Raw genomic sequence first — 19,244 nt, forward strand, 5'->3', positions numbered from 1 at the left:
ACCTCCATGCTGCACGCCTCCCTGACCGTCGACCCCGCCTTCCGCGTCGCCGACGTGAGCCCCCGGACCTTCGGCTCGTTCGTCGAGCACATGGGCCGCTGCGTCTACACCGGTATCTACGAGCCCGGCCACGCGTCCGCCGACGAGGACGGCCTGCGCCGTGACGTCCTGGACCTGGTGCGCGAGCTGGGCGTGACCGCCGTGCGCTATCCGGGCGGCAACTTCGTCTCCGGCTTCCGCTGGGAGGACAGCGTCGGCCCGGTCGCCGACCGCCCCACCCGCCTGGACCTCGCCTGGCACAGCACCGAGACCAACGCCTTTGGCCTGCACGAGTTCCAGCGCTGGGCCGAGAAGGCCGGCGTCGAGCCGATGATGGCCGTCAACCTCGGCACCCGGGGCGTGGCGGAGGCGCTCGACCTGCTGGAGTACTGCAACCACCCGGGCGGGACCGCCTGGTCCGACCAGCGGATCAAGAACGGCGCCCGTGACCCGTTCGGCATCCGCATGTGGTGCCTGGGCAACGAGATGGACGGCCCCTGGCAGACCGGCCACAAGACCGCCCAGGAGTACGGCCGTGTCGCCGCCGAGACCGCCCGGGCGATGCGCATGGTCGACCCCGGCCTCGAACTGGTCGCGTGCGGCAGCTCCAGCTCCTCGATGCCGACCTTCGGCGCCTGGGAGGCCACCGTCCTGGAGGAGGCCTACGACCAGGTCGACTACATCTCCTGCCACGCCTACTACGAGGAGCTCGACGGCGACCTCGGCAGCTTCCTGGCCTCCGGGGTCGACATGGACCACTTCGTCGAGTCGGTGGTCGCCACCGCGGACCACATCCGGGCGAAGCTGGGCCGGAAGAAGCGGATCAACCTCTCCTTCGACGAGTGGAACGTCTGGTACAACACCCGTTTCGAGGCGCAGGACAAGCCCACCGACTGGGCCGTGGCGCCCCGGGTGATCGAGGACGAGTACAACGTCGCCGACGCCGTCGTGGTCGGCGGGCTGCTGATCAGCCTGCTGCGCAACAGCGACCGGGTCACCGCCGCCTGTCTCGCCCAGCTCGTGAACGTCATCGCCCCCATCCGCAGCGAGCCCGGCGGCCCGAGCTGGCGGCAGACCACCTTCCACCCCTTCGCCCAGGCGGCCCGGCACGCCCGCGGCACGGTCCTGCGGGTGGAACCGGTGGCGCCCACCTATGAGACGAAACGTTTCGGCGAAGTCTCCGTCGTGGACGCCGTGGCCACCCACGACGGCGAGGAGCTCACCGTCTTCGCGATCAACCGGCACCAGGGCGACAACGTCGAACTCGCCCTGGACCTGCGGGCCTTCCCCGGGTACGCCCCGGTGGAGCACGCGGTACTGAGCGACCCGGACATCCGCGCCGCCAACACCCAGGACGACCCCGACCGGGTCCGCCCGTACTCCGCCGACACCGGTTCGGTCACCGGCGGCCGCCTCACCGCGAGCCTGCCGCCGGTCTCCTGGAACGTCATCCGGCTGCGCCGCGCCGGCTGACACCTCCCCTCCGACACCCGCCGCTCCCGACTCCCCCCTTTTCTCCCGGGAGCGGCGGGCCCCGCAGTACCCCTCTTCCCGGACATCCCTTGGGAGCCGCACATGTCCACCACCAGGGAAGGCGCCCGACACCGCGCCCTGCCCCGCACCCAGGCGATCACGCTGCTGCTGGCCCTGCTCGCAGCCGCCGTCGCCCTCGTCCTGCCGGCCGCCGGCCAGGCGCACGCGATCTCGCGCGCCTCGCAGACGATGTACACCCCGCCGTCGGGCGCCCCGGCGCCCGGCTCGCTCTACCCGCGCGCCATCCGCCTCCAGAACAGCGGATCGTCCAACGGCACCCTGCTGGCCACGTTCGAGCAGTACAGCTCGGGCACCCCGGTCTTCCCGGTCTACCGCAGCACCGACAACGGCAACAGCTGGACGCAGATCTCCAGCATCAGCGACACCCACAACGGCTTCGGCAACCGCTACCAGCCGTTCCTGTACGAACTGCCCACGCAGATCGGCGCCTTCCCGGCCGGCACGATCCTCGCCGCCGGCAACTCCATCCCGAACGACCTGTCGACGACCGAACTCGACCTGTACGCCAGCACCGACCACGGCGCCAGCTGGTCGTACGTCAGCTCCATCGCCACCGGCGGCGAGGCCGACCCCACCAACGGCAAGACCCCGGTGTGGGAGCCGTTCCTGATGGTGTCGGGCACCAAGCTGATCGTCTACTACTCCGACCAGCGCGACCCGAACCACGGCCAGAAGATCGTCCACCAGGTCTCCACGGACGGCCTCACCTGGGGTTCCGTCGTCGATGACGTGGCGACGTCGACGTACGGCGACCGCCCCGGCATGCCCGTCGTCGCCAAGCTCCCCAACGGCAACTACGTGATGACGTACGAGTTCTGGGGCGCTCCCGAGGGCGGCTTCGCCGTCTACTACAAGATCTCCGCCAACCCGGAGGCGTTCGGCTCGGCGACCGGCATCGCCCTCAAGGCGACCGACGGCACCCAGCCCAAGAGCGCCCCGTACATCACCTGGCTGCCCACCGGCGGTGCCAACGGCACCCTGGTGGTCAGCGCCAACAGCAGCGACGACCTGTTCCTGAACACGCAGAACGGCGCCGCGAACACCTGGACGCGCATCGCCTCCACCGTCCCCAGCGGCTACAGCCGCGGCCTGCTCCCGCTGGCCGACGGCCACAGCCTGCTGGTCCTCAGCGGCGGCCACGTCGGCACCGGCCTGAACCCCATCACGTACGGCACGATCGACCTGGGCGGCGGCATCTCGGACGGCGCCACCTACACGGCGTCGAACGCCAACAGCCACCTGTTCCTGACCATCGCGGGCGGCTCCACCACCAACGGCGTGGGCGCCACCCAGCAGAACGCCGACAACGCCACCGACCAGCAGTGGAGGTTCGTCCAGCAGACGTCCGGCTACTTCAAGATCTTCAACGTGGCGAGCGGCAAGGTGCTGGGCGTGCAGAACCAGTCCACCGCCAACGGCGCCAAGGTCCTGCAGTGGGACGACAACGGCACCCTCGACCACGAGTGGGCGATCGCCCCGAACCCGGCGGGCGGCTTCACCGCCACCAACCGGATCAGCGGCAAGTACCTGGAGATCCCCAGCGCCTCCACCGCCGTCGGCACCGCCGCCGGCCAGTGGTCCGACACCGGTTGCGCCTGCCAGCGCTGGAACCTCGCCCAGACCGCCCTGCCGAACCTGGCCACCGGCCAGTACCGCCTGGTCAACAAGAACAGCGGCAAGTTCATGGAGATGCCGGGAGCCTCCACCGCCGCGGGCAAGCAGGCCGGCCAGTGGGTGAACACCGCCAACAACTGCCAGCTGTGGACGTTCACGTCCCAGAGCGGCGGGGCGTGGACGGTGAAGAACGTCAACAGCGGTCTGTTCCTCGACAGCAACGGCTCGACCTCGGCCGGCGCGGCCGTCGTCCAGAACGCCTCGTCCACCGCGAGCTCCCAGAAGTGGACGCTCACGGACGCGGGAGGCGGCTACTACAAGCTCGTCAACTCCGGCAGCGGGCTGGTGGCGGACGTCGCCTCGGCCTCCACCGCCAACGGCGCGCTGATCGTGCAGTCGGCCGACAACGGTGCCGATGACGAACTGTGGCAGGTCGTGCGGGTCAACTGACCCGCCGGGGGTCCGGCCGAGGCCGGGCCCCCGATCTTCCGCCCAAGATCCCGAACATCGATCGAGATATCGAACAAGAGAGGTGGGCCGCCATGCCCGAGGAACCCTGCGTCGTGGGAGTCGACTTCGGCACCCTGTCCGGCCGTGCCGTCGTCGTCCGCGTCCGCGACGGCGAGGAGCTCGCGTCGGCGGAGTACGTCTACCCGCACGCGGTCCTGGACCGGGAACTGCCGGACGGCACCCGGCTGCCCCCGGACTGGGCCCTGCAGGTCCCGTCCGACTACATCGACGTGCTGCGCACCGCCGTACCCGAGGCCCTCGCCCGCGCCGGAGTGACACCCGAGCAGGTCATCGGCATCGGCACCGACTTCACCGCCTGCACGGTCCTGCCGGCGCTCGCCGACGGCACTCCGCTGTGCGAACTGCCCGAGTACACCGGCCGCCCGCACGCCTACGTCAAGCTGTGGCGCCACCACGCGGCCCAGGCACAGGCCGACCGGATCAACGCGCTGGCCACCGAGACGAAGGAGCCGTGGCTCGAACGCTACGGCGGGAAGATCTCCTCGGAGTGGGAGTTCGCCAAGGCGCTCCAGGTCCTGGAGGAGGACCCGGAGATCTACCACCGCACCGAGCGATGGCTGGAGGCGGCGGACTGGATCGTGTGGCGGCTGTGCGGGACGTACGTCCGCAACGCCTGCACCGCCGGCTACAAGGGCCAGTACCAGGACGGGGTCTATCCGTCACCCGCCCATCTGGGGGCTCTGCACCCCGACTTCGCCGGTTTCGTCACCGACAAGCTGGACCAGCCCATCGGTCAGCTCGGCGACTCGGCCGGGACGCTGACCGCCGAGGCCGCCGCCTGGACGGGACTGCCCGAGGGCATCACGGTCTGCGTCGGCAACGTCGACGCACATGTCACCGCCCCGGCGGCAGCGGCCGTGGAGCCCGGCCAGATGGTCGCCATCATGGGCACGTCCACCTGCCACGTGATGAGCTCCGACCGGCTCGGCACCGTGCCCGGCATGTGCGGTGTCGTCGACGGCGGCATCCTGCCGGGGCTGTGGGGCTACGAGGCCGGGCAGAGCGGTGTCGGCGACATCTTCGCCTGGTTCGTCCGCACGGGTTTCCCCGCCGAGTACGCGGAGAAGGCCGCGGCTGCCGGGCAGACCGCGCACGAGTACCTGACCGCACTCGCGGCCGGGCAGAAGGTCGGCGAGCACGGCCTGGTCGCCCTGGACTGGCACAGCGGAAACCGCTCGGTGCTGGTCGACCACGATCTCAGCGGCCTGCTGATCGGCCAGACCCTGTCCACCCGCCCCGAGGACGTCTACCGCGCCCTGCTGGAGGCCACCGCCTTCGGCACCCGCACCATCATCGACGCCTTCGAGTCCGCCGCCGTACCGGTACGGGAACTGATCGTCGCGGGCGGACTGACGAAGAACGCCCTGCTCATGCAGATCTACGCCGACGTCACCCGCCGCCCGCTGGGCGTCATCGGCTCCGCCCAGGGCCCGGCGCTGGGCGCCGCGATGCACGCCGCGGTCGCCGCCGGGGCACACCCCGACATCCGCGCCGCCGCCCACGCCATGGGCAAGGTCCACCGCGGCCTCTACCTGCCGGACCCCCAGCGGGCGGCGGCCTACGAACGCCTGTACGCGGAGTACCGGGTGCTGCACGACTACTTCGGCCGCGGCACCAACGACGTCATGCGCCGACTGCGCCGACTGCGCGCCGAAGCCTCCGCCTGACCTCCTGAAAGGAACCCTCATGGAAACCGAGACCACCCACCCCGACCAGGAGATCTGGTTTCTCACCGGCAGCCAGGGCCTCTACGGCGACGACGTCCTGCGCCAGGTCGCCAAGCAGTCCAGGAACATCGCCGAGATCCTCGGCGCCCCAGGGAAGCTCCCGGCCCGGATCGTGTGGAAGCCGGTGCTCACCGACGCCGAGTCGATCCGCCGGATGTGCCTGGAAGCGAGCGCCTCCGACACCTGCGTGGGCGTCATCGTGTGGATGCACACCTTCTCCCCGGCGAAGATGTGGATCGCCGGACTCAGCGCCTTGGACCGGCCGCTGCTGCACCTGCACACCCAGTACAACCTGTCGCTGCCCTGGCCGAGCATCGACATGGACTTCATGAACCTCAACCAGGCCGCGCACGGCGACCGCGAGTTCGCGCACATCGAGTCCCGCGTCGGCGTCGACCGCAAGATCGTCGCCGGTCACGCCACCGACCCGCGCGTGATCCGGCGCATCGCCGCCTGGGCCCGCGCCGCCCTCGGCCGGCACGCCTCGCGCACTCTGCGGCTGGCCCGCTTCGGCGACAACATGCGCGACGTCGCCGTGACCGAGGGGGACAAGGTCGAGGCGCAACTGCGGTTCGGGTTCTCCGTGAACACCTACGCGGTGAACGACCTGGTGGCCGTCGTCGACGCGGTCGAGGACAAGGCGGCCACGAAACTCGCCGAGGAGTACGTCGAGTCGTACGACGTCGTCCCCGCCCTGCGCCCCGGCGGCATCCGCCACGACTCCCTGCTCTACGCCGCCCGCCTCGAACTGGGCCTGCGGACCTTTTTGACCGAGGGTGGCTTCACCGCGTTCACCACCAACTTCGAGGACCTGGGCGGGCTGCGCCAGCTGCCCGGTCTGGCCGTGCAGCGGCTGATGGCCGACGGCTACGGCTTCGGCGGCGAGGGCGACTGGAAGACCTCCGCCCTGCTGCGCACCATGAAGGTCATGGGTGCCGGACAGCCCGGCGGCACCACCTTCATGGAGGACTACACCTACCACCTGGGCCCCGGCACCCCGCGCATCCTCGGCGCCCACATGCTGGAGGTCTGCCCCTCGGTGGCCGCCGACCGCCCCAGCTGCGAGATCCACCCGCTGTCCATCGGCGGCCGCGAAGACCCCGTGCGTCTGGTCTTCAACGCGGCCGAGGGCCCCGCCGTCGTCGTCGGCCTGTGCGACCTCGGCGACCGCTTCCGCCTCACCGCGAACGCCGTCGACGTTGTCTCCCCCAGCGAACCACTGCGCCGCCTGCCCGTCGCCCGGGCCGTGTGGAAGCCGCGCCCTTCGCTGGCCGAGTCCGCGGAGAGCTGGCTGCTGGCCGGCGCCCCGCACCACACCGTGCTCAGCTCCGCGGTCGACCCGGAGACCCTGACCGACTACGCGGCCATGACCGGCGTCGAACTCCTGACCATCGACGAGCACACCACCACCGAGCAGTTCGCCAAGGAGATCCGCTGGAACGCCGCCTACCACCGACTGGCCCAGGCCCTGTGAACGCCATGAACCACCCGCGAGGAGACGACCGAATGACCGCACGAGTCCGCGACGGCCTGCGGCAGGAGGTACTGGAGGCGAACCTGGCCATCCCCCAGGTCGGCCTGGCGACCCTGACCTGGGGCAACGTCAGCGGGGTCGACCGTGAGGCGGGCGTGTTCGTCATCAAGCCCTCCGGAGTGCCCTACGACGAACTCACCCTCGACGACCTGGTCACGGTCAGCCTCTCCGACGGCGCGGTGGTGGAGGGCGGGTTGCGGCCCTCCACCGACACCGAGACCCACCGCTGCCTCTACCGGGCGTTCCCCTCCATCGGCGGCGTCACCCACACCCACTCCACCCACGCGGTCGCCTTCGCCCAGGCCCGTCGCGACATCCCCGTCCTCGGCACCACCCACGCCGACACCTTCAACGGGCCCATCCCGGTCACCCGCGACCTCACCCAGGAGGAGTGCGCCAAGGACTACGAGTACAACACCGGCCGCGTCATCGTGGACCTCCTGGACGGACAGGACCAGCGGGCCGTCGAGGTCCCCGCCGCCCTCGTCGCCGGGCACGGCCCCTTCACCTGGGGCAGCAGCGCCCGCACATCCCTGGAACACGCGATCATCTGCGAGGCCGTCGCCGACATCGCCCTGCACACCCTGTCCCTGAACCCGACGGCACCACCACCCGCCCACCTGCTGGAACGCCACTACACCCGCAAACACGGCCCCGGCGCCTACTACGGCAACCCGGAGGCGGCGCTCTCCACACAGTGACCGGCCGGGCCCGCGGCCCCGGCCTACCGGTCGAAGTAGCTGAGGTCACCCACGGTCCATGCGCTGACGTCCTTGATCGCGACCCGGTACATGCCCCCCGTCTCCGGGATACCGAGGCTCCCCTGCAGGATCCGGGCGAGATGGAAGTGCAGATGTGTGGGCGCCTCGTCGCGGTCGGGCCGGTCCCCTCGCGGGGCGCGGGCGAAGACGTCGGAGAACGGGCCGAGGCGGTCGGAGTCCTTCAGGACCTCCGCCACACGCTCCCGCCACACGGCCTCGGGAGCCAGCCGGCCGGTGATGACGGCCCCGCCGACGACCACGGTCAACGACATCTGATTGCTTCGTTCGGACTCCACCGCGGCGGAGAGCGCGACGAGCAGCTCGTCAGGGTTCGACATGAGAGCAGATCCTATTCAGTCCCGGAACCGTCCCGCGGTCCGGGCGGCAGATTCGGGGCAGAAGGAGGGCTCCGACCGACCCGCCGCACAGGGGCAAGGGTTTCTCCTCTGCCATAGGAGTGAAATCTACTCTCGCCAGAGTAGACATCCTCTTCCGACATGGTTACGCTTCATCACGTAGAAACGGTCGAACGAGACCCGGCAGACACGAACTGTCGGGGAGCAGTACACGAAGTTCGCAGGTCAGTGCGGCTCTCGAGCCTCGAAGCCAAGGTGTTCCCAGACGGCGACGAGACTGAGAGCCGCACTGGGCGGCTCGCACGTCAAGGAGCTGCCACACAGCAGTACCGCCCGGCCGGACGCCCTTGGCCGGGTACCGCACGACCCCGGAACGGATGGTGGTCCCCGGTCAGGCAGTTGCGATCCCCCCGCACCCCGCTCTGCCGGGCCGGGTAGCGGAAACAGAAGGTCGGCACCGGAGTCAGGGCCGACAGATGGTGTTCGCTTTCCCTCGGGGCCCCGATGCCGTACGGCGTCGGGGCCCCTCGACGCGTTGCACAACGAGGTCACATGACACCGGACAAGCCTCTGCGCGATCGCCTGGACGACGACGACTACCCCGCGTACACGATGGGCCGGGCCGCGGAGATGCTCGGCACGACACCCGGCTTCCTGCGAGCCATCGGCGAAGCCCGACTCATCACACCCCTGCGCTCGGAAGGCGGACACCGCCGCTACTCCCGCTACCAACTACGCATCGCCGCCCGCGCCCGCGAACTCGTCGACCGCGGCACCCCCATCGAAGCCGCCTGCCGCATCGTCATCCTCGAAGACCAACTCGAAGAAGCACAACGCATCAACGCCGAATACCGCCGCGCCGCCAACACCACCACCAGCCCCGGCCCCGGCCCCCACTGACCAACCGGACTCCGCCGTCCTCAGGCCACCCCGAGAAACCGCAGAACGGCGAGCACCCGGCGATGGTCGGCATCGGCCTTCGGCAGGTCGAGTTTGGCGAGGATGCCGTTGATGTGCTTGGCCACCGCGCTCTCGCTGACGACGAGCTGCGCGGCTATCCCGGCGTTGGACCGACCGCCCGCCATCAGCTCCAGGACCTCGCGCTCGCGTGGGGTGAGCCGGTCCAGCGGGTCGCTGTGGCGGCGCACCAGCAGCTGGGAGACCACCTGTGGATCCAGTGCGGTGCCGCCCTCGGCCACCCGGCGCAGCGCGTCGGCGAACTCCTCCACGTCCGCGACCCGCTGCTTGAGCAGGTAGCCGATCCCGGAGGTGTGGGCGGACAGCAGATCGGCCGCGTACCGCTCCTCCACGTACTGGGAGAGCAGCAGTACCGCCGTCCCGGGCCACTGCTGCCTGATGACCAGCGCGGCCCGCACCCCCTCGTCCCCGAAGCCGGGAGGCATTCGCACGTCCACCACCGCGATGTCCGGCCGGTGTTCCTCCACCGCCGCCAGCAGGGCCTCGGCATCGCCGACTTCGGCGGCCACCTCGAAACCGGCCATCTCCAGGACCTTGACCACGCCGATCCGGAGCAGCACGGAATCCTCGGCGATCACAGCACGCACGGCAACTCCACGGTCATGACGGTCAGCCCCCCCCGACGGGGCTGTCGACCGACAGCGTGCCATCGACCGACGCGACCCGGCCCGCCAACCCCGCCGGCCCGGTACCCCCGGCGGCCGGGCAGCCGGGGACGCGGTCCCTCGTGGGGCGGGGGGATGTCCACACCGAGACGGGTATCGCCGCCATCGCTTCCGGGACGAAGAGCAGATCACGCGCCGCAGGCGGGCCGTTGAGTGCATGGGGGAACGATAGGTGCCCAGGTCAGGGGCGGTCCATGGCACAGGCCTCCGTCCTGGGGGTGCAAGTGGTGCCACCCCGGAACGGACACCTGCGTTACTGACGGTGACCGTCGCGCCGGTGAGGCTGGAGGTCATGAAGGAGAGCCGGGAACGCGAGGAGTCCGATCCGATGAGCACGCTGATCGAGCGTCAGCCGCGGGGTGCCGAGCGCGTGCCGGCGGTGCGGCCGGGGCGCCGACGGCACCGGACGGAACACGTCCTGGTCGGCTGCGGGCTGGTCCTGCTGCCCTGGCTCTTCGTGCTGGCGGCCGCTCTGCCCGCGACGGCCGCCGCCGCGAACTGGCGCACCGTCTGGATCGGCCTGGACGCCTCGGAGGCCGTGGGCCTGATCGCGACGGGACTGCTGGCCCGGCGCCGCCACCACCTGCACCCGCTCACCGCCGTCGCCACGGCCGTGCTGCTGGTGGTCGACGCCTGGTTCGACACGCTGACCGCGGCACCGGGTGCGGACCGGGTCTCGGCGGCCGCGATGGCACTCGGCGCGGAGCTGCCGCTGGCGGTGATGTGCGTCGTCCTGGCGGCGAGGGGGCACGCCCGCGCGACGGGCTGACCGCCGACTCGGGGAACCCGGCGTGTTGAGCGGGTGAAGCCTGTGCCCGTGATCGTGTCGCGGGGCATGCATGAAGCTCCCCGCCGTATCCGGACGAGTCGGCGGACACGACGCGCTGGAGGCGAGTGATGAACCAGAAAGCTGCCCATGCCGACCCCACGACCCACCGGGTCCCTGTCCTCATCGTCGGCGGGTCCCTGGTCGGCCTGTCGACCTCGGTGTTCCTGGGCCGATTGGGCGTACCGCACACGCTGGTCGAGCGGCACGCCGGGACCTCCATCCACCCCCGCGGGCGCGGCAACAACGTCCGCACGATGGAGCTGTTCCGCACGGCCGGTGTCGAGCCGATGATCCGTCAGGCCGCCGCCACCCTGGCCGACAACCACGGGATCCTGCAGACCCCCACCCTGGTCGGCGACGCGGGAGAGTGGCTGTTCCGGGAGATCGACGCGGGCGGCGGACTGGCCCGCTTCAGTCCCAGCTCATGGTGCCTGTGCAGCCAGAACGACCTGGAGCCGGTGCTGCTCGACCACGCCACGCGGCTCGGCGGCGATCTGCGGTACGCCACCGAACTGCTGTCCTTCGACAGCGGGCCCTCCGGCGTCACCGCGATCCTCAAGAGCCGGGAGACCGGCGAGCACACCACCGTCCTCGCCGACTACCTGGTCGCCGCCGACGGCCCCCGCAGCCCCGTCCGCGAGCAGCTCGGCATCGGCCAGAGCGGTCCGGGTGACCTGTTCAGCAACGTCAGCATCACCTTCCGCTCCCGCCGCCTCGCCGCGGTCGTGGGCGAGCGCCGCTTCATCGTCTGCTATCTGACCGACCCGGCGGCCGACGGCGCCCTGCTGCCCGTGGACAACCGTGAGAACTGGGTCTTCCACGCCCCCTGGCACCCCGAACGCGGCGAAACGCTGGAGGAGTTCACCGACGAGCGGTGCGTCGCCCACATCCGCCGCGCGGTCGGCGTCCCCGATCTCGACGTGGAGATCACCGGCCGGGCCCCCTGGCACGCCGCCCAGCGCGTCGCCCGCAGCTACCGGTCAGGGCGCGTGTTCCTGGCCGGCGACTCGGCCCACGAGATGTCCCCCACCGGGGCGTTCGGCTCCAACACCGGTATCCAGGACGCGCACAACCTCGCCTGGAAGCTCGCCGCGGTCCTCGGCGGCTGGGCCGGGGACGAGCTCCTCGACTCGTACGACGCCGAGCGCCGCCCGGTGGCGGAGGCGACCAGCGCCCGCGCCGCCGCCCGCTCGGCCGAGCACAGCCACCCCGGCTACGCCCCGGCCCCCGGCACCGGCGGCGGCCCGCAGCGCGGCATCCTCAACGTGGCCCTCGGCTACCGCTATCCGCAGGGCGCCGTGGTGGGCGCCGACCCCGCGACCCCCGTCGTCCCGGACCGCCTCGACCTGTCCGGTGAACCCGGCAGCAGGGCACCCCACATGGCGGTACGGCACCAGGGCGAGCGGATCTCCACGCTGGACCTCTACGAACGCTCGCTCGTCCTGCTCAGCGGTGCCGACGCGCCGAGCGGCTGGCACGAGGCCGCCGTCCGCCTCGCCGCGCGGACGTCCGTCCCGCTGACGTCGTACCGGCTGGGCGAGGGACCGGACGCCGAGCTGACACCCGAGGGCGACACGGACTGGCCGGCCGTGCACGGTACGACGCCCGAAGGGGCCGTACTCGTGCGGCCCGACGGGTTCGTGGCCTGGCGGTCGGCGGGGCCGGTTCCGGACGCCGAGTCGGCGCTGCGTCAGGTCCTGGACACCCTCCTGGGATCGGCCTGACGTCCCCCGGATGCGGGCGGGTTCACCCGGCTGACCGCCTTGAGTGGTGGCGAACGCCAGGCTGACTGACGGTGGATCACGTCGGGGGCGGGTCACCTCAGCTGACGAAGCACCAGCTGCCCTGCCACCGGCGGAAGGAACGTCACATGCGCTCTGCTCGCATCCTCCTGACCACGGCGGCGGCCTCGGCCGTCCTCGTTCTCGGCGCACCCGGCGCGCACGCGGCCGGGAACGACTGGGACTCGTCGGACTCGTCCTACAGCAAGGAGCACACCAACCCCAAGTACGACCCGGAGACCTACAAGGACAAGGACAAGGACAGCGAGCAGGGACGGGAGTCCGGCGGCGGCAAGCACGACGGCGGCTGGAGCGGCAGCCACGAGAAGCCCAGCGGTGGAATGCACACCGGGGGCGGCGGGTTGGCCTCCTCCCCGGCGGTGACGACGGGCGGGCTCGCCATGCTGATGGTCGCCGGCACCGGACTGTACGCGGCACGCCGTAAGAGGGTCGCCGGAAGCCTGGCCTGACCCATGCCGGATGCGATAGCCGCCGTGGCCGCCCCGCGCGTGGCGCGTGGCGGCCCGGCCGGTCCGGCCCGAGCCCCGTCCGTCCTCTTTGCTGCCGTGCCTGGTGAGGTGGTGCCCGATGGCAGTTGGTCCTCCGTCCCCCGCAGACAGTCCCGGCCCCGACGATCCCGCCCCGGCCGGAGAGGGATCCCACACCAAGGTGATGCTGGCCGCCGCGGCGGTCCTGGTGCTGGCGGTGAGCCTGTTCGGCGGAAACGGGGGATCCTCGCCCGAGGCCTCCCGGCCGCCCCTGTCCGTACCCGCCTCCGTGCCGGTCGCGTCGGCCCCACCGCCCGGACAGGCGGCCGGACAGCCGGCGGGCAGGCAACTTCCGCGCTCGCGACCGGTACGTCTGCTCATTCCGAAGATCTCGGTCGACGCGCCCTTCACGGACCTCGCCATCGGCCCCACGGGCCGTCTCGAACCTCCTCCCGCCCACGACACCAACCTCGTCGGCTGGCACGCCAAGGGCGTGTCCCCCGGGGAACCGGGCACCGCGATCATCGCCGGGCACGTGGACACCGCCACGTCGGCGGCCGTGTTCGTGAACCTCGGCGAACTGCAGGAGGGGGACGTCTTCCACGTCGACCGGGCCGACGGGCGCAGAGCGTCCTTCGTGGTCGACAGCGTGGAGACCTTCGAGAAGGACAACTTCCCCAGCCGGCGGGTGTACGACGACACGGCCCGGCCCGAGGTCCGGCTCATCACCTGTGCGGGTGACTACGACCACACGGCCAAGGACTACAAGGACAACCTCGTGGTCTTCGCCCACCTGCTCTGAACCCGCCCGCCCCGCCGCCGGACCGCCGGTCACCCCCACGGTGCATCCGAGTCGCGCGCTTCCCGGGGCGGGCTGACGATCGAGGAACGCCGACGTCACGCCCCGTGGCCGACGTTCGTCCGCCCCTGCCCCCGAAGGAGATGTGCGCAGGATGACCACCACGTCCGACCGTGTTTCGAAAGCGCCTACGCAACAGGCGTCGCAGCGGGTCTCCCAGTCCGTGTTCGACGGCTCCAGGCTCCGTGTCGTCCTGCTGGTGGACGTCTACGACGGGGCCCAGCAGCAGTTCCTGGAGGCGTACGAGAGCCTGTGCAGCCAGGTCGCCTCCGTACCCGGACATGTCAGCGACCAGCTGTGCCAGTCCATCGAGAACCCCTCCCAATGGCTCATCACCAGTGAGTGGGAGAGCGCCCCGCCGTTCCTCACCTGGGTCAACAGCGAGGAACACGTACGGATGGTGCAGCCGCTGCACAGCTGCGTCCGGGACACCAGGTCGCTGCGCTTCCACATCGTCCGCGAGACCGGCGGTCCCGCGGTGCCGACCGGACCCGAGAAGCGCCGGCTCCAGGCGGCGCCCCGGATCGGTGACGGAGTCATCCGCCACGCGCTCACCTTCACCGTCAAGCCGGGCAGCGAGGCCACCGTCGCCGAGATCCTCGCCGGCTACACCTCGCCGGAACCCCGGGTCGACGACACCACCCGGCTGTGCCGCACCTCCCTGTTCATGCACGGCAACCGGGTGGTCCGGGCCATCGAGGTGCGGGGCGACCTGCTCGCCGCGCTGCGCCACGTCGCCCGCCAGCCCGAGGTGCGGGCCGTCGAGGAAGCCATCAACCCCTATCTGGAGCAGGACCGGGACCTGGACGACCCCGAGTCCGCCCGGGTCTTCTTCACCCGCGCGGCGCTGCCCGCCGTCCACCATGTGACGGCCGGACAGGAGAGCCCGGAGGCGGTGCGGCACGCGCTGTACTACCCCGCCCGCGAGGGGTGCGGCATGCAGCTTGCCGAGCTGCTCGCACGGCAGGACGAGGCGGCGGCGGACGACCCGCGGGGACCGGTGCTGCGCAGCACGATCTTCCAGCGCGACGACGTCGTGATGCGGCTGGTCGATGTGCGCGGCCCCCTCGACAGCGACCCCGGCCCCGTCCTCGGTCTCACGGATCACGGCCGGGCGGCCGAACTGACGGCCCTCCTCGACGCCGAAGCCCTCGGGGTGGACGGTCCGGCGCTGCGGGACAGCACCCCCGCTCACCTCCTCGCGGTCTCCCGCATGGACCTCGTCACCGACCGCCGCGCGCCCGACGCCTGATCCACCGGCCCCGGGCCGTGACCGGCCACGCCCTCATGTCGATGCAGCACCTGTTCGGAGGAACGTCGTGATCAAACGTCATCCCGGAGTTGTGGATCTCAGCGAGGTCGAGCCCAACACCCGGCGCGGGGGCGACCTGCGCGCCATGCTCACCCCTGCCACGGTCGGCTCCACCAGCGGTTTCATGGGCGTGGCCATCGTGCAGCCCGGCGACCGCATCGCCGAGCACTACCACCCGTACTCCGAGGAGTTCATCTACGTGGTGTGCGGGCAGCTCGAGGTGGACCTGGACGGCGAGCCCCATGAACTGCGGCCCGAGCAGGGGCTCCTGATCCCGTCCCACATGCGGCACCGCTTCCGCAACGTCGGCAACGTGGAGGCCCGGATGGTCTTCCACCTCGGCCCGCTGGCCCCGAGCCCGCCGCTCGGACACGTCGACACCGAGGACGCCGACGGTATGCCGATCCCGGAGGCGGTCCACGCCGGCGGGGCGGCCGAGCGATCCGGGTTGCGCTCATGAGGAGGCGCGTCGCGGTCACCGGCATAGGGATCGTCGCCCCGGGCGGCATCGGTGTCCCGGCGTTCTGGGATCTGCTGACCAGCGGTCGGACGGCGACCCGCGGCATCACGTTCTTCGACCCGTCCGGGCTGCGTTCGCAGATCGCCGCCGAGTGCGACTTCGACCCGGCGGACCACGGGCTGGACGCGGAGCAGATCGCCCGGTGCGACCGCTACCTCCAGTTCGCCCTGGTCGCCGGGGCGGAGGCGGTGCGGGACTCCGGTCTCGACCTCGCCGCGGAGAACCCGTGGCGGGTCGGGGTCTCCCTGGGCACCGCGGTCGGCGGAACCACCCGGCTGGAGCACGACTACGTCCTGGTCAGCCACGGCGGGCAGCGCTGGGACGTGGACCACCGGGAGGCCGGTCCGCACCTGCACCGGGCTTTCTCGCCGAGCACCCTCGCCTCGGCGGTGGCGGAGCGGTTCGAGGCCCGCGGGCCGGTGCAGACGGTCTCCACCGGCTGCACCTCGGGTCTCGACGCCGTCGGCTACGCCTTCCACACGATCGAGGAGGGCAGGGCCGACGTGTGCATCGCCGGCGCCTCGGACTCGCCGATCTCACCGATCACCATGGCCTGCTTCGACGCGATCAAGGCCACCTCCCCGAGCAACGACGACCCCGCCCACGCCTCACGCCCCTTCGACGCCCGGCGCAACGGGTTCGTCATGGGCGAGGGCGGAGCGGTGCTCGTCCTGGAGGAACTGGAACACGCACGGGCCCGCGACGCGCACGTGTACTGCGAGATCGGCGGCTACGCCACGTTCGGCAACGCCTACCACATGACCGGTCTGACCGGTGAGGGCCTGGAGATGGCCCGGGCCATCGAGGACGCCCTCGGTCAGGCCCGGCTCGACGCCACGGCGATCGACTACGTCAACGCGCACGGGTCGGGCACCCTGCAGAACGACCGGCACGAGACGGCCGCGGTCAAGCGCGCTCTGGGCGCGCACGCCTACGACACGCCCATGAGCTCCATCAAATCCATGGTGGGCCACTCCCTGGGCGCGATCGGGGCGATCGAGGTGGTGGCCTGCGCGCTGGCCCTGGCGCACCAGGTGGTCCCGCCCACCGCGAACTACGAGACCCCGGACCCCGACTGCGACCTGGACTACGTGCCGCGCGTCGCCCGTGAGCGCAAACTGCGCAGCGTGCTCTCGGTGGGCAGCGGGTTCGGCGGCTTCCAGTCCGCGGTGATCATGACCCTGCCGAGGGAGAAGACCGAATGAGCGCACCGCACCCCCGGCGCGCGGCCGTCACCGGAATCGGCGTGGTCGCGCCCAACGGAATCAACACCGAGGCCTTCTGGAAGGCCACCATGGAGGGTGTCGCCGTCCTGGACCGGATCACCCGTGACGGGTGCGAGCACCTGCCGCTGCGGGTGGCCGGCCAGATCCGGGACTTCGATCCGCCGTCGGCGATCGAGGAGCGCTACCTCGTCCAGACCGACCGGTTCACGCACTTCGCGATGGCCGCGGCCGACCTGGCGCTGGACGACGCCGGGCTCGGCCGGTCCGACACCGACGCCGCGCCGTTCTCCGTGGGCGTGGTCACCGCCGCCGGGTCCGGCGGCGGTGAGTTCGGGCAGCGCGAGCTGCAGCAACTGTGGGGAAAGGGAAGCCGGTTCGTCGGGCCGTACCAGTCCATCGCCTGGTTCTACGCGGCGAGCACCGGCCAGATCTCCATCCGGCGCGGTCTCAAGGGCCCCTGCGGGGTGGTCGCCTCCGACGAGGCGGGCGGTCTGGACGCCCTTGCGCACGCGGCGCGGGCCGTGCGGCGCGGCACCGACGTGATGGTGGCCGGCGCGACCGAGGCGCCGCTGGCCCCCTACTCGATGGTCTGCCAGCTCGGTTACGAGGAGCTGAGCACGGTCGACGAACCGGACCGCGCCTACCGCCCGTTCACCAGCGCGGCCTGCGGGTTCGTGCCCGCCGAGGGCGGTGCGATGCTCGTCGTGGAGGCGGAGGGCCCGGCCCGGGAACGGGGCGTGCCCGTGCGGGCCACGCTCGCGGGACACGCGGCGACGTTCACCGGCGCCTCCCGCTGGCAGGAGTCCCGGGAAGGGCTGGCCCAGGCGATCCGGGGCGCCCTGGACGAGGCCGGTTGCGCGCCGGAGGAGATCGACGTGGTCTTCGCCGACGCCCTCGGGGTCCCGGAGGCCGACCGCGCCGAGGCGCTGGCGATCGCGGACGCCCTCGGCCCGCACGGCACCCGCGTGCCCGTCACGGCGCCGAAGACCGCCGTCGGCCGGGCCTACGGCGCGGCTCCCGTGCTGGACGTCGCCACCGCGGTGCTCGCGATGGAGCACGGGCTGATCCCGCCCACCCCGAACGTCTTCGACGTCTGCCACGACCTCGACCTCGTCACCGTCCGCGCGCGAGCCGCCGAGGTGCGCACGGCGCTGGTCCTCAGCCGAGGACTCATGGGGTCGAACGCGGCGCTGGTGCTACGGCGCGGTGCCGCCGGCGCCTCGTAGCGAGGCCTCGCGACCACCCATCACCACAGAACATCACGACCCAAGGAGAGGAACCCCATGAGTGACCGCATCACCGTGGAAGAGCTGGCCGAGCTCATGAAGAAGGCCGCCGGAGTCACCGTCGCCCCCGACGAGCTCCAGCAGCGCAGCGACTCCGGCTTCGACGCCTTCGGCCTCGACTCGCTCGGTCTGCTCGGCATCGTGGGCGAACTGGAGAACCGGTACGGCACTCCGATGCCCCCCGACGCCGAGAAGAGCAAGAGCCCCCGGCAGTTCCTCGAACTCGTCAACAGCGCGCTTCTCGCGGGAGCCTGAGATGACCGGACACACGCAGAACGAGATCACCATCGCGGCCCCGCTGGACCTGGTCTGGGACATGACCAACGACGTGGAGAGCTGGCCGCGGCTGTTCAGCGAGTACGCCTCCGCCGAGATCCTGTCCCGGGAGGGGAACCGGACCACGTTCCGGCTGACCATGCACCCGGACGCGGACGGCAAGGTGTGGAGCTGGGTCTCGGAGCGGGAGCCGGACCCCGACACGCTCACCGTGCGGGCTCGCCGGGTCGAGACCGGGCCCTTCGCCTACATGAACATCGTGTGGCAGTACGAGAAGGTGCCCGAGGGCACCCGGATGGTGTGGACGCAGGACTTCGCGATGCGTCCGGACGCGCCGGTCGACGACGCCTGGATGACGGACAACATCAACCGGAACTCCAAGGTCCAGATGGAGCTGATCCGGGACCGCATCGAGAAGGCCGCCGAAGAGCGCCGGCCCGTCCAGATGCTGTCCGACTGAGAGGGACGGAGGACAAGACGATGCACCAGTCCCTGATCGTCGCCCGGATGGCCCCGGAGTCGGCCCTGGACATCGCCAAGGTGTTCGAGGAGTCGGACCGCGGCGAACTGCCGCACCTCGTGGGGGTCGCCCGGCGCAGCCTCTTCCAGTTCGACGACGTGTACCTGCACCTCATCGAGTCCGAGCAGGACCCCGGGCCCGCCATCGCGAAGGCGGCCGGACACCCGGAGTTCCGGGACATCAGCGAGCGCCTCGCGGCGTACGTCAGCGCGTACGACCCGGCGACCTGGCGGTCACCGAAGGACGCGATGGCGCGGTGCTTCTACCGCTGGGAGCGCGACGCCGGCTCCTGAACCGCCGTACGACCGCCGTACGTCAGCCGTACGACCGCCGCTCGCCGGGCACGTGAGGGTCACGTGCCCGGCGAGGCGCGTCCGGGGGATCCGCC

Annotated in this window: 19 protein-coding genes; 17 read left to right on the forward strand and 2 right to left on the reverse strand. The window is 71.3% G+C overall.

Annotation, left to right across the window (positions count from 1 at the left end; translation table 11 throughout):
• The first annotated feature begins 6 nt into the window (after positions 1-6).
• The 5 genes from RKD20_RS21185 (at position 7) to araD (ending at position 7,700) form a co-directional block, all read left to right on the forward strand.
• Positions 7-1,512 carry an alpha-N-arabinofuranosidase gene (locus tag RKD20_RS21185; RefSeq protein ID WP_424879101.1) on the forward strand — a complete coding sequence of 502 codons (1,506 nt, stop codon included), beginning with the start codon at positions 7-9 and terminating at the stop codon, positions 1,510-1,512.
• A 102-nt stretch (positions 1,513-1,614) separates the two neighbouring features.
• Positions 1,615-3,657 (forward strand): RICIN domain-containing protein, encoded by a 2,043-nt coding sequence (locus RKD20_RS21190; RefSeq protein WP_424879102.1) that lies wholly within the window; start codon positions 1,615-1,617, stop codon positions 3,655-3,657.
• A 92-nt stretch (positions 3,658-3,749) separates the two neighbouring features.
• Positions 3,750-5,405: a ribulokinase gene (gene araB, locus RKD20_RS21195; RefSeq protein ID WP_424879103.1), complete on the forward strand. Its 1,656-nt coding sequence runs from the start codon at positions 3,750-3,752 to the stop codon at positions 5,403-5,405.
• Between the two features lie 19 nt (positions 5,406-5,424).
• Positions 5,425-6,939 carry an L-arabinose isomerase gene (gene araA / locus RKD20_RS21200; protein WP_424879104.1) on the forward strand — a complete coding sequence of 505 codons (1,515 nt, stop codon included), beginning with the start codon at positions 5,425-5,427 and terminating at the stop codon, positions 6,937-6,939.
• Between the two features lie 32 nt (positions 6,940-6,971).
• Positions 6,972-7,700 carry an L-ribulose-5-phosphate 4-epimerase AraD gene (araD, locus tag RKD20_RS21205; protein WP_424879105.1) on the forward strand — a complete coding sequence of 243 codons (729 nt, stop codon included), beginning with the start codon at positions 6,972-6,974 and terminating at the stop codon, positions 7,698-7,700.
• Positions 7,701-7,723: 23 nt separating this feature from the next.
• Here araD and RKD20_RS21210 read toward each other — a convergent pair whose 3' ends face one another.
• Positions 7,724-8,098 (reverse strand): hypothetical protein, encoded by a 375-nt coding sequence (locus RKD20_RS21210; RefSeq protein WP_424879106.1) that lies wholly within the window; start codon positions 8,096-8,098, stop codon positions 7,724-7,726.
• Positions 8,099-8,668: 570 nt separating this feature from the next.
• Between RKD20_RS21210 and RKD20_RS21215 the strand changes: the two genes are divergently transcribed.
• A complete protein-coding gene (locus RKD20_RS21215; RefSeq protein ID WP_424879107.1) occupies positions 8,669-9,016 on the forward strand; it encodes a MerR family transcriptional regulator in 348 nt (115 codons plus the stop codon).
• Between the two features lie 20 nt (positions 9,017-9,036).
• Here the strand turns inward: RKD20_RS21215 and RKD20_RS21220 are convergent, their stop codons facing one another.
• Positions 9,037-9,681 carry a response regulator gene (locus tag RKD20_RS21220; protein ID WP_424879108.1) on the reverse strand — a complete coding sequence of 215 codons (645 nt, stop codon included), beginning with the start codon at positions 9,679-9,681 and terminating at the stop codon, positions 9,037-9,039.
• 406 nt (positions 9,682-10,087) lie between these two features.
• Here RKD20_RS21220 and RKD20_RS21225 point away from each other — a divergent pair, with 406 nt between their 5' ends.
• The 11 genes from RKD20_RS21225 to RKD20_RS21275 all read left to right on the forward strand — a co-directional run bounded on the left by RKD20_RS21225 (position 10,088) and on the right by RKD20_RS21275 (position 19,149).
• The gene (locus RKD20_RS21225; protein ID WP_424879109.1) at positions 10,088-10,528 is read left to right on the forward strand and encodes a hypothetical protein; all 441 of its coding nucleotides are present in this window, start codon (positions 10,088-10,090) and stop codon (positions 10,526-10,528) included.
• Positions 10,529-10,656: 128 nt separating this feature from the next.
• Entirely contained in the window at positions 10,657-12,312 is a 1,656-nt protein-coding gene (locus tag RKD20_RS21230; protein WP_424879110.1) for an FAD-dependent oxidoreductase, read from the forward strand.
• Between the two features lie 146 nt (positions 12,313-12,458).
• Positions 12,459-12,839: a hypothetical protein gene (locus tag RKD20_RS21235; protein ID WP_424879111.1), complete on the forward strand. Its 381-nt coding sequence runs from the start codon at positions 12,459-12,461 to the stop codon at positions 12,837-12,839.
• Between the two features lie 118 nt (positions 12,840-12,957).
• Positions 12,958-13,659, forward strand: a complete 702-nt coding sequence (locus RKD20_RS21240) for a class F sortase (RefSeq protein ID WP_424879112.1) — start codon at positions 12,958-12,960, stop codon at positions 13,657-13,659.
• A 151-nt stretch (positions 13,660-13,810) separates the two neighbouring features.
• Positions 13,811-14,968, forward strand: coding sequence for a SchA/CurD-like domain-containing protein (locus RKD20_RS21245; protein ID WP_424879113.1), 1,158 nt, complete (start codon positions 13,811-13,813; stop codon positions 14,966-14,968).
• Between the two features lie 67 nt (positions 14,969-15,035).
• Complete coding sequence (locus RKD20_RS21250; RefSeq protein WP_028807957.1) at positions 15,036-15,488, forward strand: cupin domain-containing protein; 453 nt, start codon at positions 15,036-15,038, stop codon at positions 15,486-15,488.
• Entirely contained in the window at positions 15,485-16,753 is a 1,269-nt protein-coding gene (locus RKD20_RS21255) for a beta-ketoacyl-[acyl-carrier-protein] synthase family protein (protein ID WP_424879114.1), read from the forward strand. Before RKD20_RS21250 ends, RKD20_RS21255 begins: the two co-directional genes overlap by 4 nt.
• Positions 16,750-18,000 carry a ketosynthase chain-length factor gene (locus RKD20_RS21260; RefSeq protein WP_424879115.1) on the forward strand — a complete coding sequence of 417 codons (1,251 nt, stop codon included), beginning with the start codon at positions 16,750-16,752 and terminating at the stop codon, positions 17,998-18,000. Before RKD20_RS21255 ends, RKD20_RS21260 begins: the two co-directional genes overlap by 4 nt.
• Positions 18,001-18,057: 57 nt before the next feature.
• Positions 18,058-18,315, forward strand: a complete 258-nt coding sequence (locus RKD20_RS21265) for an acyl carrier protein (protein WP_020119318.1) — start codon at positions 18,058-18,060, stop codon at positions 18,313-18,315.
• Between the two features lies 1 nt (position 18,316).
• A complete protein-coding gene (locus RKD20_RS21270; RefSeq protein ID WP_424879116.1) occupies positions 18,317-18,796 on the forward strand; it encodes an SRPBCC family protein in 480 nt (159 codons plus the stop codon).
• A gap of 20 nt (positions 18,797-18,816) precedes the next feature.
• Positions 18,817-19,149 (forward strand): TcmI family type II polyketide cyclase, encoded by a 333-nt coding sequence (locus RKD20_RS21275; protein ID WP_424879117.1) that lies wholly within the window; start codon positions 18,817-18,819, stop codon positions 19,147-19,149.
• The last annotated feature ends 95 nt before the right edge of the window (positions 19,150-19,244 follow it).

The sequence above is a fragment of the Streptomyces sp. SLBN-8D4 genome, assembly GCF_049739545.1.
In the GTDB taxonomy this organism is placed as follows: Bacteria; Actinomycetota; Actinomycetes; order Streptomycetales; family Streptomycetaceae; genus Streptomyces; species Streptomyces canus_C.

Bases quoted from the DNA above. Each gene is read 5' to 3' on its own strand.
- RKD20_RS21260 (WP_424879115.1), top strand. From the start codon at position 16,750: ATGAGCGCACCGCACCCCCGGCGCGCGGCCGTCACCGGAATCGGCGTG.
- RKD20_RS21240 (WP_424879112.1), top strand. From the start codon at position 12,958: ATGGCAGTTGGTCCTCCGTCCCCCGCAGACAGTCCCGGCCCCGACGAT.
- RKD20_RS21245 (WP_424879113.1), top strand. From the start codon at position 13,811: ATGACCACCACGTCCGACCGTGTTTCGAAAGCGCCTACGCAACAGGCG.
- RKD20_RS21190 (WP_424879102.1), top strand. From the start codon at position 1,615: ATGTCCACCACCAGGGAAGGCGCCCGACACCGCGCCCTGCCCCGCACC.
- RKD20_RS21210 (WP_424879106.1), bottom strand. From the start codon at position 8,098: ATGTCGAACCCTGACGAGCTGCTCGTCGCGCTCTCCGCCGCGGTGGAG.
- RKD20_RS21215 (WP_424879107.1), top strand. From the start codon at position 8,669: ATGACACCGGACAAGCCTCTGCGCGATCGCCTGGACGACGACGACTAC.
- RKD20_RS21265 (WP_020119318.1), top strand. From the start codon at position 18,058: ATGAGTGACCGCATCACCGTGGAAGAGCTGGCCGAGCTCATGAAGAAG.
- RKD20_RS21230 (WP_424879110.1), top strand. From the start codon at position 10,657: ATGAACCAGAAAGCTGCCCATGCCGACCCCACGACCCACCGGGTCCCT.
- RKD20_RS21255 (WP_424879114.1), top strand. From the start codon at position 15,485: ATGAGGAGGCGCGTCGCGGTCACCGGCATAGGGATCGTCGCCCCGGGC.
- RKD20_RS21185 (WP_424879101.1), top strand. From the start codon at position 7: ATGCTGCACGCCTCCCTGACCGTCGACCCCGCCTTCCGCGTCGCCGAC.
- RKD20_RS21270 (WP_424879116.1), top strand. From the start codon at position 18,317: ATGACCGGACACACGCAGAACGAGATCACCATCGCGGCCCCGCTGGAC.
- araA (WP_424879104.1), top strand. From the start codon at position 5,425: ATGGAAACCGAGACCACCCACCCCGACCAGGAGATCTGGTTTCTCACC.
- RKD20_RS21275 (WP_424879117.1), top strand. From the start codon at position 18,817: ATGCACCAGTCCCTGATCGTCGCCCGGATGGCCCCGGAGTCGGCCCTG.
- RKD20_RS21235 (WP_424879111.1), top strand. From the start codon at position 12,459: ATGCGCTCTGCTCGCATCCTCCTGACCACGGCGGCGGCCTCGGCCGTC.
- araB (WP_424879103.1), top strand. From the start codon at position 3,750: ATGCCCGAGGAACCCTGCGTCGTGGGAGTCGACTTCGGCACCCTGTCC.
- RKD20_RS21225 (WP_424879109.1), top strand. From the start codon at position 10,088: ATGAGCACGCTGATCGAGCGTCAGCCGCGGGGTGCCGAGCGCGTGCCG.
- araD (WP_424879105.1), top strand. From the start codon at position 6,972: ATGACCGCACGAGTCCGCGACGGCCTGCGGCAGGAGGTACTGGAGGCG.